This window comes from Ruegeria sp. K7 (assembly GCF_056531785.1).
The window spans coordinates 67,120-81,724 of record NZ_JBQFMJ010000013.1; the positions used below are offsets into that span (position 1 = coordinate 67,120).

Sequence of the window (14,605 nt, forward strand, 5' to 3'; positions counted from 1 at the left end):
GGGTTTGAATTCTTGGCTTCTGGATTTTGACACAGATTCGGTACGGCCAGCCAGGGTCCGCTTTGGGTCCGCGCATTGAAACAACGGACGCATAGCCTTGGTTTACAGTGTCTAAAGTCGATCGTTGAGGCATTGTTGAACAGCCCTGGCCTCAGCTTGGTTCACCGGCCAGTTTCTGGGCGAAGGGCTGGACATCCCCGATATGTGCTTTGACCCAATCTGGATCGTAATACGTATCCAGATACCGATCTCCGCTGTCGCACAGCAGGGTGACGATCGAGCCGTTCCGGCCGGCGTCCATCATCTCGTTTGCAATCTGCAACGCACCCCAAAGGTTGGTTCCCGTCGACGCGCCGGCACGTCGTCCGATCCGCTTTTCCAGCCAGAGCATCGTGGCGACACTTGCTGCGTCCGGCACTTTGATCATGCGGTCGATGATATCTGGTTGAAATGAACGCTCGACTTTGGGTCGACCAATGCCCTCGATCCGGCTGGAGGTTTCAGACGTCAGGCTTCGGTCTCCCGTCAGGTAGCTGTCGTAGAACACAGAGTTCTCCGGATCGACGACGGTCAGGGCGGTATCATACCCTTTATAGCGAATGAAACGACCGAGCGTGGCCGACGTCCCGCCGGTGCCCGCGCTCATCACCAGCATCGCAGGCACTGGATGAGGTTCACATTCCATCTGACGGTAGATGCTTTCCGCTATGTTGTTGTTGCCGCGCCAATCGGTGGCCCGTTCTGCATAAGTGAACTGATCCATGAAGTAGCCGCCAATGGAGTTGGCAAGTTCAACCGATGCGCCGTGCATTTCCGGTGCAGAGTCTACGAAATGCGTTTGGCCCCCAAAAAACTCGATCATTCTGATCTTGCTATGCGCGGTGCTTCTCGGGATTACAGCGATGAAGGGAACGCCGATCATACGCGCGAAGTAGGCCTCGGACACCGCCGTGCTGCCGGATGACGCCTCGACGATGGTTGTGCCTTCTTTGATTTTGCCGTTGCACAAGGCGTAGAGGAACAGGGATCGGGCCAGCCGATGTTTGAGACTGCCCGTCGGATGTGTGCTTTCGTCCTTCAGGTAGATGTCCACGCCTTCCAGATGCGGAACCGGCAGTTTGAACAGGTGTGTATCCGCCGACCTGTGTGCATCTGCATTGATCTTTGCGATAGCGCCCGCGACCCAACAGTTCATTTCACCCTCATGTCCGCTGTTTTTTCTGTCCAATTATGCGTCTGCCCATTGCAGATGGCAAATGGGCAGGATCCGACGCGTCATGTTATCCGCAGCACGCACCCGATTTGGTTTGTGCGGGTTCGCAAGGGACATCGTTCGGATTGGTCCCACGCCCCAGCCACGTCCGCTCGGCCAGATAGAAGTCAGAAAACTTCTGGTGAAAGTCGTCAGGCACGGATTTCGAAGGAATTCCACTTCTCAAAAGCGCTTGCTGCCAGGCCTTCACCTTCGGGAAATCCGAGAGCATGTCGTAGCCGCTGTGATCCTCAACAATAGCCGCGCGATGCAGCAGAGGGAGCCAGGCGATATCCACGTTCCCAATCGTATCGCCCGAGAAATACTGTCTTTGACCCAACTGGCGCTCGGCCTTTTGGAAGGATTTTCTGAGTTTGGCCATGCGTTCGTCCAAAACCTCTTTGTTGGCGCTTTGCATCGTGCTGCATTGAACCAGATAGTGTTTGGTTGCCTGATAGCTCCAGGCCCGACTGGTCGCTCGCTGCTCAGGCGTCAAGTTCTCCTGGAGTGGCGGCGTGATTTCGTCGATGTATTCGATGATTGCATCGGATTCGAACAGCGACTGGCCGTTTTCGGTAATCAATACAGGAACCTGGCCGGTGGGTGAGCTATCGAGAAACCACGCGGGCTTGTTCTTCAGGTCGATGTACTCAATATCATAGGGAACCTGCTTCGCTTCGAGCATCGCGGTGACGCGCTGAACGAACGGGCAGATCTTGAAACTGACGATCTTGATCTTGGGTGAAGTCCTTTCTGGTTGATCCGACCTGTAAGACGACCAGCGATGCAAAAAGACGAACCTATTGGGAAAAAACCTTCCAACAAGTTGATCTTGAGGGATATGTTTTGCCAGTGATGGGGTGGCCGCGAATGGCGCAAGCGAAACCAGATATCGAACGTGTTTGGTCGGAATACCGGGCCAGCCTGTTTGCCTTCCTTCGCTCAAAAGTATCGAACGAGGCAGATGCAGAGGATTTGCTTCAAGTGATCCTGCTGAAAGCCCACCAGGGCATGAGCGGTCCAAATGAGGTCAAAAGCCTGAAATCGTGGCTGTTTCAGATTGCGAGCAACACGATCACTGACTTTTATCGAAGCAGAGGGCGGCACAAATCTGTTCATCCGGATGACCTTTGGTACGGCGATCTGGATGAAAATGACCAGCATGTGCTGGAGAATTGTGTTGCACCATTCATAGATGCTCTGCCGCCTGAAATGGGCGAACTGCTACGCAGGATAGACCTGCAAGGCGTATCGCAAAAAGATCAAGCGGCCGAACACGGTGTCAGCTACTCAACATTGAAGTCCCAGGTGCAGGCCAGCCGTCGTCAACTGCGCAAACTTTTCGAGAATTGCTGTGATTTCTCTCTGGATCAAAAGGGCAACATTGTTGGCTATGAACGCAAAGTGGGAAACTGTGGCCCGTGTTGAACCATCACCGCGAAGCGTCCTTGAAGAGGAATAAGTGCACGAAATGCTGCGCATGTTTCGAAGTCTGGCAGGAGCCCAAATAGATCAGACCCTTAAGATCGACCAATGTTCGGACACAGGAAAAACTGACCACCGCCAAGCGATCTTATTTATGTATCAGCGCATTTTCCCATTCTGAAAGAAACTTGTTTCGCTTCAGGGTATCCAGAAATGTCATCAAGGCTGGTTCAAGCGCAATGGTTGCGTGTTCCGTGCCGTTCTTTCTTTCCTGAAGCGGCGGCAGAGTATGCGCTCCGTCCGTGGGGTTGGATTGATACTTCAGAACAAACTCGATGAACCGCCGGGCTGTTGCCGGTTCACCGGATGCCCTTGAAACCAACGCTGTCCGCATCATTGTTGTCGGGTAGTCAGAGGGCAGCACAATTTCAAGGATGTCCTGGCTTTCGGCACGCGCTTCGGCGTAGCTGCCAAGCACATTGTAGGCGACCGCAATTTTTCCGTTGGTAAGGTCGTCGATCATCTCGCCCGAACAACAATAAAGCCGGGCATCAAGCCAGCCCATCACTTCCATCAACCTCCAGAACGTTTCGGACGCCCGCGCGTCCTGCGTCGCAAAAAGATAGCCCAAACCGGATTGGCGAACGTCGTAGGTTCCAATGCGGCCTCTGAATATGTCTGGGTGCGCACGCAGCGTCTCGATCAGCTCCTGCCGGGATTGCGGGATTGGGAGCCCTTTGAAGGCGGCGCGGTTGATGACAATGGCCGCTGGTTCAGAGGTGAAGGCAAACAGGCTTTGCCGCCATTGCGCCCAGGCCGGATGTGAAAGGTCCTCCAGAGCTAGGGCGTAGCCATCGTTTGTGAGTTTCAACTGCAAATCCATGGCGCTGGAAATGGCAATATCGAAAGCCTCGGGCTCCTCACGAAAACGCCGGTCGATATCGGCTGTTCCGGTGACCAGGTATTCGATGGCCACGTCCGGATTGCTGGCGACGAAGGCTTCGATCAGTGGCGCGAACAAGTCCGTGTCTGTGCTTGAGACTACACGCAGGGACGTGGTCGCCTGGGTTTCGTTGAAGATCTGCCGATCTTCCCAGTCCTGCGCCCATCCGACTTGGCACAGCCAGATCAAACCTAGAGCGATAAGGTTACGCACGCGCCACCCTCCGGTCGGTTTTTCAGAATTAGCTGGCCGCCATGGACCGATGCGACATCCCGCGCGATCGTCAGTCCTAGTCCTGAGCCGATGGTATTCGAGGCATTTGCTCCACGCTGAAAACGGGTGGTCAGAGTTTCGATTTCATGAGATGGAAAACCGGGCCCGTGGTCGCACACCGTGATCCGGGGGGTCGGTTTGCTCGAAACCGTGATCTCGATCTCACTTTCGACAGGTCCGTATTTCATCGCATTGTCAATTAAGTTTCGCACAGCGCTTTGGATCAAAATCGCGTCCCCGGCATAACGAACGTGCGCGTCCCCTGCCAAAGAAAGAGAAAGATCTTTCATTTCCACGATGGGCGTCAGGCGCAAAACCAGATCGCGCACAAGTTCGACAAGGTCGATCTCGTGCCGTTCCAGATGATCGGCCCGGAATGTGATCATCGCATGATCCAGAAGCTGACCTGCCGCACGAGAACTTTCGTCGATGGCCTTCACCATCGACCGCATGGCTTCGCGATTTTCCTCTTTTTCAACACGCTGCAACGTGGCTTCCGCGTAGGAACGGACGGTTGCAAGTGGCGTGCGGACTCGGTGCGCAGCCTCTGCGATGAAGTCCTCGGACTGGCTTAGGGACTGGTCCAGCCGTCCCATCAGCGAGTTGAGCGACTTGACCAGTGGCGCCATTTCCCGTGGCACTGGTTTGGCGAACGGGCTCAGGTCCTGCGGCCCCCGTCGCGCGACGGATGTCGTCAGCTTGCCAAGCTGGCCAATTGTGGTCGACGTCGCCCAAAATGAAAGTCCAGCAGCTAGCGCAAAAAAGCCGATACCGAGAAGGGCAGCATTTCGTGAAATCTGGTCGAGTGTTTCGGAAAGAGCGTCTTGCGTTTGCGCAAGGACAATCTGGATTTCTGTTCGTCGGTTCGCCCCGATCAAGGTGCGGCTTGCGCTGATTTTCCGGACGTCTGAACCGCGAATATTGTCGGATTGAAATGTCTGATCATCGGCAAATGTCAGGTCCTCGTAGCCCGACAGGAATTGGCCGTCCTGCAGGATTGCATAAAACACGCGGTCGTCGGCCGGGGTGCTTAGCATCGAAAACGCCGAGTAGGGCAGGTCAAGCTCAACCGTGCCATCCCGAATTGTGGCGGCGTCCAGCATCGACGTGACCGAAGCGTCAAGGATGTTGTCCTGACCCTGTTGCGCCACCTGCACCGCAAAGTTTCGGACGGCGAAGAACAAGACCAGTGCGAGAACCGCGGCGCCTCCGATCAGGATCAGTACCAACCGATTTCTGAGCGATCCTGATACCGCAACGCTATCCATCTTGGTCCAATCGGTAGCCAAGGCCACGCAATGTCGTGATCCTCAACTTCGAGGCTGACAAATGTTTGCGAAGGCGTCCAATGTAAACCTCGATCGCGTTTTCCGAAACGTCCTCATCGTAGGAAAACAACCGATCGGACAGCTTGTTCTTGGAAAAGATCTGGCCGGGTGCGTTGAGAAACAGTTCAAGAAGGCGCAGTTCGCGATTGCGCATTGTAACGGCCTCACCCCCGACAGTCAGGTGGCCTGCGACCGGGTCGAAAACGACGCCACCGATCTCGATCTTGGTTCTTGCATTGCCGGACCTGCGACGCAGGACGGCGCGGATACGGGCCTCCAGTTCGGCGTGATCAAAGGGTTTGGTGACATAATCATCAGCACCCAGATCAAGCGAACCGATTCGATCCGACACCTGGCTTCGGGCGGTCAGGACGATCACCGGAGTGTCCAAATCACTGGCGCGATGCTTCTCAAGGAACGTGCGGCCATCGCCATCCGGCAACATGATATCGAGCAGGATAAGATCGTATTCCCCGGTCGCAACAAAGGCCGAGGCGTCTTCAAGTTTCTCTGCATGATCAATGACATGACCATCTATTCGCATGCGTGATGCGATGGCATTGGCAAGGTCAAGATTGTCTTCGACAAGAAGGAACTTCATTGCGCTCTGGAACGATTTTTTCTGCGTGACAGGTCTGTGTCAGGTTGGTGTGCATTCTCCAACATCAACTGATCCGTAGTGCGGACGGTTGTCAATTGGGAGGACATTATGTCGAATTTCGAACTGGGCCGTCGGGCCCTTCTTGCGGCTGTTGCGGCGTTTGGTCTTGTCGGCTCGGCGGCTGCTGATGGTCACCAGGTCGTGGACAGCATCCACTTTCTGATCCCTGGCGGTGCCGGCGGCGGCTGGGATGGCACGGCGCGCGGAACTGGTGAAGCGCTGACCAAGTCGGGTCTTGTTGGAACTGCCAGCTACGAGAACATGTCAGGTGGCGGTGGTGGCAAAGCCATCGGTTATCTGATCGAAAACGCGGCCAGCAATCACGGCACGCTGATGGTGAACTCAACGCCTATCGTGATCCGTTCATTGACTGGTGTCTTCCCGCAAAGCTTCCGCGATCTGACACTGGTTGCCGGAACTATCGGTGACTACGCGGCGCTGGTTGTTCCTGCGGACAGCGACATTCAAGACGTCAATGGCTTGATTGAGGCGTTCAACGCCGATCCCGCGGGCGTTGCCGTAGGTGGTGGTTCGGTCCCGGGCGGGATGGATCATCTGGTTGCCGCGATGGTGTTCCAGGCGGCGGGCGCCGACCCGGTCGCGATGAAGTATGTCCCATATGACGGCGGCGGTGCGACGATGGCGGGTTTGCTGTCTGGCGAAGTACAGGCGGTTTCAACCGGCTTTTCCGAAGCCGTGGAACTGGCCAAGGCCGGAGAGGTCCGTATCATCGGAGTGACGTCCTCGGATCGCGTGGATGCGTACCCGGATGCACCGACCATGGTCGAGCAAGGCAACGACACAACCTTTGTCAACTGGCGTGGGTTCTTCGCGGCACCGGGTCTGCCCGCCGAACAGTTGGCGGCCTATCAGGAGGCCATCGCCAAAATGTACGACACGCCCGAATGGGAAGAAGTTCGTTCGCGCAACGGTTGGGTGAACATTCACAACCCCGGCGACGATTTCCAAACCTTCCTGGAAAATCAAGAGAAGGTTATCGGCGATCTGATGCGGCAGCTTGGCTTCCTCTGATCACGCTAATTCGCTTCCAAACACAAATGCGCCCGGGACTGCCCGGGCGTGGTACCGATAAAAGAGGGAGAGGTCGATGGTGATTGATCGCTGGATAGCGCTTGTCATCCTGATGCTATGTCTTGCCTATGGCTACGCGGCTTATTTCACAATGGACGATCTGCTGCCGCCGATCATGAAACAGCGGCCGCTCTGGCCGTCGACATTTCCCAAGGTTCTTGCCGCAGGTGGAATATTGCTGTCACTGGCTATTCTGCTCGGCTTCGAGAAAGCCCCGGCGAAAGAGGAAGCCGCGGATATCAACCTGTCCCGATTGGGCGAGTACAAGGTTGGGCAAGCGCTGTCTCTATTAGGCCTCATGGTTGCATATGCTTTTTTGCTCCGCCCGCTTGGGTTCCTGGCGGCCACGTTCCTGTTTCTTACTTGCGGTAACTTCATTTTGGGGGAACGCCGCTATGTCCTGATGGCTGTGGTAGCGGCCATCGCGGCCGGCAGTATCTGGTATCTGGTTGATGTGGTCCTGGGCATTTTCCTCAGCCCGATGCCATCACTTCTGAACGGAGTTTGAGATGCTCGAAGGATTAATGACGGGCCTTTCAACGGCTTTTACATTCACCAACATTCTAATGGTTGTCGGCGGTTGCCTGATCGGAACATTCATCGGCATGTTGCCGGGCCTGGGCCCGATGTCGATCATCGCAATCATGATCCCGGTCGCAATCACCATCGGTGATCCCTCGGCGGCACTGATCCTGCTGGCCGGTGTCTATTATGGCGCGGTATTCGGGGGCTCGACCTCATCGATACTGATCAATGCGCCCGGGGTTGCCTCAACCGTGGCCACGAGCTTTGACGGCTACCCCATGACGCGCCAGGGCAAAGCTGGCAAAGCGTTAACGGTCGCCGCAATTTCAAGCTTTGCGGGCGGTACGATTGGCGCGGTCCTGTTGATGATCTTCGCCCCTGCGCTGGCTTCAGTCGCGCTTCTGTTCCACTCATCCGAATACTTCGCCCTGATGGTTGTGGGGCTTTCGGCCATCGCGGCTTTTGCCGGAACCGGGCAGGTCAGCAAGGCGCTGTTGATGACGTTTCTCGGCCTGATCATGGCCACTGTCGGAGAGGGCGTCTTGTTCAATTCGCCGCGTTTCACGATGGGCATCATGGATTTGCAGTCGGGCTTTGGCTTCATAACTCTGGCCATGGCGATGTTCGCGTTGCCTGAGGCGATCTATCTGGTGCTTGATCCGAACCGATCCAAGACGGGTGATGGCGAAAAGGCCGGCGAGATCAAGGACCTTAGGATCACACGCGACGAGGCGCGCAGGATTACCCCGGTCATCGGACGTCAATCCCTTCAGGGGTTCTTCATCGGAGTACTACCCGGAGCCGGGGCGACGATCGCCTCTTTCCTGGGTTACGCCGTCGAGCGCAATATCGCGTCCAAAGAAGAGCAGGAGCAATTTGGCAAAGGTTCCGTCAAGGGGATCGCCGCACCCGAAAGTGCCAACAACGCCGCGTGTACGGGGTCGTTTGTTCCGCTCCTGACGCTCGGCATTCCCGGGTCTGGTACGACGGCGATCCTTCTCGGTGCGTTGATTGCCCTGAACGTGTCGCCCGGTCCGCGCCTCATGGTTGACGAACCGCAGATCTTTTGGGCGGTCATTATCTCAATGTATCTGGGCAATCTGGTTCTGTTGATCCTGAACCTTCCGCTTATTCCCTACATCGCCAAGATTCTGGCCGTACCGCGCAACTTCCTTATACCGTTCATTCTGTTCTTCACCCTCATGGGTGCCTATATCGGGCAGAACAACGCGACCGAACTGCTTATTCTGGTCGGTTTTGGTGTTTGCGCCACGTTGCTGAGGTTTGCCGACTACCCGCTTGCACCCCTGCTGATCGGGTTCATCCTTGGCCCGCTGCTGGAGAACAACTTCTCGCGCGCGATGCAACTGTATGACGGAGTAAGCTTTATCTGGGAACGTCCAATGACTTTGGGACTGCTGGTGCTGGCCGTCGTATTGGTCGTCCTTCCCAGCTATCGCCAGCGCCGAGCGCTTGCACGGGCAGAAGGCGTCGCCGATGGTGACTGATTGTTTTTGTCGATGAAGGTTCAAGAGACTGGATGAACAGACCGTTGTGCTTTCAGTTGCCAAACAGCGAAAGCTGATGTTCCTGGGGTTCGGTGAAAAGGTCGCAAAGTCCATATGTCAGTCCCTGAGGGGCTGCTGGCAAGCGTCCGCGTGTCCGAAGCGGCCATTCATTTTCACGCTTCAAACATTTGGAAAGCGCTGATGGCAGAAGTTTGCTGCGCGCGCGTTGCTGGCCTCACTTATACATAGACTTTCGCTCAATTCTTGCAAAAGCCTTTGGAATTGCTGCGCTGTTCAAAGCCAGCCTTGAGAACGGGTCGACCGCTCATCTGAATACATGAGCGAAGCAACTTTGCTGTTTCCTGTACCTGCGTTTTCAGGCACGCATCCCCAAGAAAAAAATTTGGTATACCAAATTCCAAATACCTGATACGAAATCCGGGCGAGATTGCGAATCGGATCTGAGGAGGCCCGGTTCGAGAACTTAGGAGGATCGATAAATGATGAATTTTCTTGCCACCGTTTCGGTTGCAGCCATGACCCTGACCGGGACCATCGCCGCCGCTGATGAGTACCCATCCAAAACCATCGAGGTCGTGACCCATGCCGGAAACGGTGGTGGTACGGACGTCACCACTCGCATGATGATGCTGCGTGCCCGTCGCGAATTGGGCACCGACATGGTTGTCGTAAACAAGAAAGGTGGCGGCGGTGCAGTCGCCATGGACCACTACCTGACCGTCCCGGCGGATGGTTACACGATCCTGACCTTCACCATCGGTCACGCGGCGACAGTTGCAAAAGGCAAGACCAAGATGTCTCTGGACGATATCCGCCCGATCGCCCGCGGTACCGATGACCCGCAGATCCTGATGGTGCGTTGCGGTGCATATGAGGATGCCGAAGCCTTTGTTGCAGCTCAGAAAGAAGCACCAATCAGTTATGGCACCACCCACCTGGGCAACATCGACGACGTATCGGCGTTCATGTTCACCAAGAAAGGCGGCATGCAGACCCCGAAAATTGTTCCCTTCGAAGGCGGTGGTGAACTGGCGACCCAACTGGTTGCAGGTGCGGTTGACGCGGCTGTTCTGAACCTGGCCGAAGCCGGATCTCAGATCGACGCAGGCGACGTTTGCCCCATCGTTGTTTTGGCCAACGAGCGTATGGCAGGTCTGCCAGATGTGAAAACCGCCAAGGAGATGGGCATTGATGTCAGTTTCTCGACGGTTCGCGGCTTTGTTGTTCACGCCGACACGCCCGATGATGTTGCTGTCAAGATCGAGGATTCCCTGCTGAAGTCCATGAACCATGGCGTATACCAAGGCTTCCTGGAATCCGTCGGGTTGGACAGCACTTCGGTCGTGGGTTCCGATGAGTGGGGCAACCAGATCACCACTATGGTCACCGATATGGAATCCGCTCTGAAAGAATTGGGCTTTATCGAGTAATCTGAACCATTTAGCGCGGCCGGTCAGGTGCTTGCCGCGCTAACTTTTCCAGCGGGCGGGTAAAAGAATGCAAAAGTCCAATGACAATACCGGACATGGTCCAAAGGGTGGCTTCGCGCAGTTTGCTGTCCCGCTGGGGATCTTGGTGTTTTGCGCCTGGGCCTTCTGGCTTTCGACGCAATTCGAACGCGTTCCGCCGATCCTGAAACGCGGCATGCAGCCCTCTGATTTCCCTCAGTTGGTTATCGGCCTGATCGTTCTACTGTCAGTCTGGTTGCTTTTTAAGGACCGTGATGAGGCACCTGCCAGGCTCTCGCGACTTGTGCAGTCCACAATCGGGTTGCTGATCGGTTTCCTGCTGATCGCCGAGATTGATCTCTTTCTGGGGTTGGGCCTGTTTGCCGTGTCGCTCGCGGCCCTGTGGGGTGAGCGGCGTGTCTGGGCACTTGTACTGGTCGGCATCATCGCGCCGCTGGCGGTGTTCTTCCTGTTCAACGGCATATTTGAGGTCCGCTTCCCGCGCGGGATCCTCACCAACCTCTGGTACGGGTAAAGACAATGGATGCTGCTCTGAACGGCCTTTTGGCTCTTGCTGATCCCAACCTGCTGGCGTTGATATTTGCAGCGACTCTGGGCGGGGTGTTGGTCGGCGCTCTCCCGGGATTGAATGCGACAACAGGTGTTGCGCTGCTTCTTCCCTTTACGATCACGATGGAGCCCATTCCGGCCATCGCGATCCTGACGACAATTTATTGCGCGGCGACTTTTGCCGGAGCGATCACCGCAATTCTCATCAATACGCCCGGGACGTCGGCCAGTGCCACCACTTGCTTGGACGGCTATCCCTTGGCGCAAAGGGGAGAGGCAGGCCGCGCGCTGGGGATGGCCGCTGTCTCCTCGACCATTGGTGGAATTATCTCGGTCGTGTGCCTGATGGCCGCTGCCCCATTGATGGCGCGGGCTGCGTATAACTTTGCACCGCCTGAATACTTTGCGCTGACAGTTTTCGGTCTGTCGATGCTGGCAACTATCGGAGATGGATCGCCGGTCAAGAACATCCTGTCGGGCGCGTTTGGCGTGCTGATCGCAACTGTCGGCATCGATCTGCTGACCTCGATCGAGCGTTTCACCTTCGGCCTGAACGAGCTGAGCGAAGGTATTCCATTTGTGCCCGTCATGATCGGTGTGTTCGGCATCTCAGAACTGCTGGTCCAGGCCGATAACCTGCATGTGGAGCGCAAGCGCGTCATAATGAAAGCCATCCGCTTGCCATCGCGCGAAGACTATTCGCGGGTTTGGAAAACCATTTTGCGGTCGTCCGGTATTGGCACGTTCATCGGCGTTCTGCCAGCTGAAGGTGCGACGGTAGCCTCGATGATCGGCTATAACGAGGCCAAGCGCTGGTCGAAGAGGCCTGAAGAGTTTGGCAACGGCTCTCTCGAAGGTATCGCTGGGTCCGAGGCCGCAAACAACTCGGCCACGGGTGGGGCGATGGTTCCGACTCTTGCGCTGGGGATTCCAGGCAGCCCGACGGCTGCTGTGATCCTCGCCGGTCTGATGGTGCATGGTCTGCGACCCGGCCCGACGATGTTTACAGAACAGGCCGACTTTGCCTTCGCAATCTTCTGGTCGATGATGCTGGTGAACATCTTGTTCTTCTTCATCGGACTGTGGGGTGCCAAGATCTTTGCCCGCGTCACGCTGATCCCGATCCAGATCTTGTGGCCTTGTGTCTTCATCTTCTCGATCGTGGGTGCCTATGCGCTGGAACAATCCATGCTGGATGTCTGGATCGCCATCGGCTCGGGGATACTGGGCTTCTTCATGCGCCGTTATGGTTTTTCCGTGGTGCCCATGGCCATCGGCCTGATCCTGGGCGGTATGCTGGAAACACGCCTCGGTCAGTCGATGGTGATGCTGGACGAAAAATGGTGGCTCATGCTGACCCGTCCACTGACGCTCTTGTTCTTTGTTCTTACGGTCCTGGCTCTGTTTGGCCCGCTGCTGTGGGGACGCCTTTTCAAACAACGCTCGCCGCTTAAGTCGACCGGAGAATAACAATGACCAAGATCAAATCCGTCCGCACCCGTGTCTGGAACTGGAAAGGCAAGACCGTTCCACCGCAGGGCAATTTCTGCACCAACGCCAGCGACTTGTTGTGGGAAAAGGGCGATGCGATGTCCTCTTTCCGTTTTCACCAGTGGCTGACCTGCGAGATTGAAACCGAAGACGGCACAGTCGGCATCGGCAACGCGGCACTTGCCCCGGGTGTAGTGAAAAAGGCCATCGACGAATGGTTCGCACCTATGGTGATCGGCGAAGACCCGTTCGACTATGCCTACCTTTGGGAAAAGATGTACCGCCGGTCGCATGCTTGGGGCCGCAAAGGTATCGGAATGACCGCGATTTCTGCTGTCGACATTGCCATCTGGGACCTGATGGGCAAACTGGCGGGCAAGCCTGTGTTCAAGTTGCTGGGCGGTCGCACCAAGGAAAAGATACCGGTCTATTATTCTAAGCTCTATTCGGGGCCCATCGAAGCGATGCAGGCCGAGGCGGAAGAGGCCAGGAAGAACAACTATCAAGGCTACAAGATGCGGTTTGGCTGGGGCCCGAAGGACGGCATGACCGGCATGCGGGAAAACCTCAAACGCGTGGAAGCGGTTCGTGAAGTTATTGGCCATGATGTAGATCTGATGCTGGAATGCTATCAGGGCTGGAACGTCGATTACACCAAGCGGATGCTGCCCAAGCTTGCGAAGTTCGAACCGCGCTGGCTGGAAGAACCGGTAATTGCCGACGATGTGGAAGGATACCGTGAACTGAATGCCATGAATATCGTGCCCATCTCGGGCGGGGAGCATGAATTTTCGCTCATCGGCTGCAAGGATCTGATCCAAAAGAAAGCCGTCAGTGTGCTGCAATATGACACGAACCGCGTGGGTGGCATCACGGCCGCGCAAAAGATCAACGCGGTCGCCGAAGCTTTCCAGGTTCCGGTCATCCCGCATGCAGGTCAGATGCACAATTATCACCTGACTATGGCCAATGCGAATTGCATGATCAGCGAATACTTCCCGGTCTTCGACGTCGAGGTCGGAAACGAGCTGTTCTATTACATCTTCGAAGGCGACCCGGATGCCGTGGATGGCTATCTGGATCTGGACGACAACAAGCCCGGCCTCGGGATCGAGATCTCGGACAAGCATCTGCATGACTTCGAGGTGACGGAATGAACCGGAAATACGCAGGTATCTGGCCGGTTGCGCCAACACCGTTCAATGATGACGGGACGCTTGATCTCGAAGGTATGAAACGGGTGCTCGACTGCCTGATTGATCAAGGAGCGGATGGAATCTGCATTCTGGCCAACTTTTCGGAGCAGTTTCTGATTTCGGATGCCGAACGCGAAGTGCTGGCGCGGCTTTCGGTCGAACATATCGCGGGACGGGTTCCGGTCATCGTAACGATCAGCCACTATGCCACGCAGATTGCCGTTGAGCGCGCGCAATTCGCCAAGGATTTGGGGGCTGACATCGTAATGATGATGCCGCCATATCATGGTGCACTTCTGAAAGGCACACCCGAACAGAGCTTCGAGCAGTTCGCATCTGTTGGCGAGGTCGGAATTCCGATCATGGTGCAGGATGCACCACTTTCCGGCGTGGATCTGCCTGTGCCACTGCTGGTGCGCATGGCACAAGAGATTGAGGAAGTGAAGCTGTTCAAGATCGAATGTCCCCGTGCCGCCAACAAAATCCGTTCGCTGATAGAACAGGGTGGCGACGCAATCGAAGCGCCTTTTGATGGCGAAGAGGCCATCACCCTTCTGGCGGATTTGGATGCCGGCGCAACAGGTTCGATGACCTCGGGCATGATCGTGGATCAGATCAAACCGGTGCTGACCCACCACCATGCCGGACGCATCGACGAAGCGACCGCCGCCTATGGTCGGGTAGCCATGGCAATTAATCACGAAAACCGTCAATGCGGCTGGCAATCGTGCAAGGCCGCGATGGTCGAAGGCGGCGTAATCAAATCAGAATTTTGCCGCCACCCAATTCCGCCGTTGCATCCCGCCATCCGCTCGCGTCTGATCGACCTGCTGCGGCCGTTGGATCCTATGGTTTTGAGCTGGGGGAAGTGA

General features: G+C 56.0%; 14 protein-coding genes. 9 read left to right on the top strand and 5 right to left on the bottom strand.

Annotated features, from left to right (window positions below):
* Window positions 1-151: 151 nt before the first annotated feature.
* Both ACR0FE_RS18375 and ACR0FE_RS18380 read right to left on the bottom strand, forming a co-directional pair.
* A complete protein-coding gene (locus tag ACR0FE_RS18375) occupies window positions 152-1,195 on the bottom strand; it encodes a PLP-dependent cysteine synthase family protein (protein ID WP_480914477.1) in 1,044 nt (347 codons plus the stop codon).
* 85 nt (window positions 1,196-1,280) lie between these two features.
* Window positions 1,281-2,042 carry a glutathione S-transferase family protein gene (locus ACR0FE_RS18380; protein ID WP_480914479.1) on the bottom strand — a complete coding sequence of 254 codons (762 nt, stop codon included), beginning with the start codon at window positions 2,040-2,042 and terminating at the stop codon, window positions 1,281-1,283.
* Between ACR0FE_RS18380 and sigZ the strand changes: the two genes are divergently transcribed.
* Window positions 1,994-2,680, top strand: a complete 687-nt coding sequence (sigZ, locus tag ACR0FE_RS18385) for an RNA polymerase sigma factor SigZ (protein WP_480914481.1) — start codon at window positions 1,994-1,996, stop codon at window positions 2,678-2,680. The two genes, ACR0FE_RS18380 and sigZ, sit on opposite strands and share 49 nt — an antisense overlap.
* A gap of 145 nt (window positions 2,681-2,825) precedes the next feature.
* On the opposite strand, the gene ACR0FE_RS18390 is transcribed toward sigZ, so the two are convergent.
* From ACR0FE_RS18390 to ACR0FE_RS18400, 3 genes are read right to left on the bottom strand one after another with little or no spacing between them, the layout of a single operon-like run.
* The gene (locus tag ACR0FE_RS18390; RefSeq protein ID WP_480914482.1) at window positions 2,826-3,833 is read right to left on the bottom strand and encodes an ABC transporter substrate-binding protein; all 1,008 of its coding nucleotides are present in this window, start codon (window positions 3,831-3,833) and stop codon (window positions 2,826-2,828) included.
* Complete coding sequence (locus tag ACR0FE_RS18395; RefSeq protein ID WP_480914568.1) at window positions 3,812-5,161, bottom strand: sensor histidine kinase; 1,350 nt, start codon at window positions 5,159-5,161, stop codon at window positions 3,812-3,814. Before ACR0FE_RS18395 ends, ACR0FE_RS18390 begins: the two co-directional genes overlap by 22 nt.
* A complete protein-coding gene (locus ACR0FE_RS18400) occupies window positions 5,154-5,822 on the bottom strand; it encodes a response regulator transcription factor (RefSeq protein WP_170613884.1) in 669 nt (222 codons plus the stop codon). Before ACR0FE_RS18400 ends, ACR0FE_RS18395 begins: the two co-directional genes overlap by 8 nt.
* A 108-nt stretch (window positions 5,823-5,930) precedes the next feature.
* Between ACR0FE_RS18400 and ACR0FE_RS18405 the strand changes: the two genes are divergently transcribed.
* From ACR0FE_RS18405 to ACR0FE_RS18440, 8 genes are all read left to right on the top strand, one after another.
* Complete coding sequence (locus ACR0FE_RS18405) at window positions 5,931-6,914, top strand: tripartite tricarboxylate transporter substrate-binding protein (RefSeq protein ID WP_170613885.1); 984 nt, start codon at window positions 5,931-5,933, stop codon at window positions 6,912-6,914.
* Window positions 6,915-6,990: 76 nt separating this feature from the next.
* Entirely contained in the window at window positions 6,991-7,482 is a 492-nt protein-coding gene (locus tag ACR0FE_RS18410; protein ID WP_170613886.1) for a tripartite tricarboxylate transporter TctB family protein, read from the top strand.
* Window position 7,483: 1 nt separating this feature from the next.
* Entirely contained in the window at window positions 7,484-9,007 is a 1,524-nt protein-coding gene (locus ACR0FE_RS18415; RefSeq protein WP_170613887.1) for a tripartite tricarboxylate transporter permease, read from the top strand.
* 500 nt (window positions 9,008-9,507) lie between these two features.
* Entirely contained in the window at window positions 9,508-10,458 is a 951-nt protein-coding gene (locus ACR0FE_RS18420) for a Bug family tripartite tricarboxylate transporter substrate binding protein (RefSeq protein ID WP_480914485.1), read from the top strand.
* Between the two features lie 67 nt (window positions 10,459-10,525).
* Window positions 10,526-11,011, top strand: a complete 486-nt coding sequence (locus ACR0FE_RS18425) for a tripartite tricarboxylate transporter TctB family protein (protein WP_170613889.1) — start codon at window positions 10,526-10,528, stop codon at window positions 11,009-11,011.
* A gap of 5 nt (window positions 11,012-11,016) precedes the next feature.
* Window positions 11,017-12,516 (top strand): tripartite tricarboxylate transporter permease, encoded by a 1,500-nt coding sequence (locus tag ACR0FE_RS18430; RefSeq protein ID WP_480914487.1) that lies wholly within the window; start codon window positions 11,017-11,019, stop codon window positions 12,514-12,516.
* Window positions 12,517-12,518: 2 nt separating this feature from the next.
* Entirely contained in the window at window positions 12,519-13,694 is a 1,176-nt protein-coding gene (locus ACR0FE_RS18435) for an L-rhamnonate dehydratase (RefSeq protein ID WP_480914489.1), read from the top strand.
* Window positions 13,691-14,605: a dihydrodipicolinate synthase family protein gene (locus ACR0FE_RS18440; protein ID WP_480812890.1), complete on the top strand. Its 915-nt coding sequence runs from the start codon at window positions 13,691-13,693 to the stop codon at window positions 14,603-14,605. The genes ACR0FE_RS18435 and ACR0FE_RS18440 overlap by 4 nt, the downstream gene beginning before the upstream one ends.

Bases quoted from the DNA above. Each gene is read 5' to 3' on its own strand.
- ACR0FE_RS18375 (WP_480914477.1), bottom strand. From the start codon at position 1,195: ATGAACTGTTGGGTCGCGGGCGCTATCGCAAAGATCAATGCAGATGCA.
- ACR0FE_RS18395 (WP_480914568.1), bottom strand. From the start codon at position 5,161: ATGGATAGCGTTGCGGTATCAGGATCGCTCAGAAATCGGTTGGTACTG.
- ACR0FE_RS18400 (WP_170613884.1), bottom strand. From the start codon at position 5,822: ATGAAGTTCCTTCTTGTCGAAGACAATCTTGACCTTGCCAATGCCATC.
- ACR0FE_RS18405 (WP_170613885.1), top strand. From the start codon at position 5,931: ATGTCGAATTTCGAACTGGGCCGTCGGGCCCTTCTTGCGGCTGTTGCG.
- ACR0FE_RS18410 (WP_170613886.1), top strand. From the start codon at position 6,991: ATGGTGATTGATCGCTGGATAGCGCTTGTCATCCTGATGCTATGTCTT.
- ACR0FE_RS18415 (WP_170613887.1), top strand. From the start codon at position 7,484: ATGCTCGAAGGATTAATGACGGGCCTTTCAACGGCTTTTACATTCACC.
- ACR0FE_RS18420 (WP_480914485.1), top strand. From the start codon at position 9,508: ATGATGAATTTTCTTGCCACCGTTTCGGTTGCAGCCATGACCCTGACC.
- ACR0FE_RS18425 (WP_170613889.1), top strand. From the start codon at position 10,526: ATGCAAAAGTCCAATGACAATACCGGACATGGTCCAAAGGGTGGCTTC.
- ACR0FE_RS18430 (WP_480914487.1), top strand. From the start codon at position 11,017: ATGGATGCTGCTCTGAACGGCCTTTTGGCTCTTGCTGATCCCAACCTG.
- ACR0FE_RS18435 (WP_480914489.1), top strand. From the start codon at position 12,519: ATGACCAAGATCAAATCCGTCCGCACCCGTGTCTGGAACTGGAAAGGC.
- ACR0FE_RS18440 (WP_480812890.1), top strand. From the start codon at position 13,691: ATGAACCGGAAATACGCAGGTATCTGGCCGGTTGCGCCAACACCGTTC.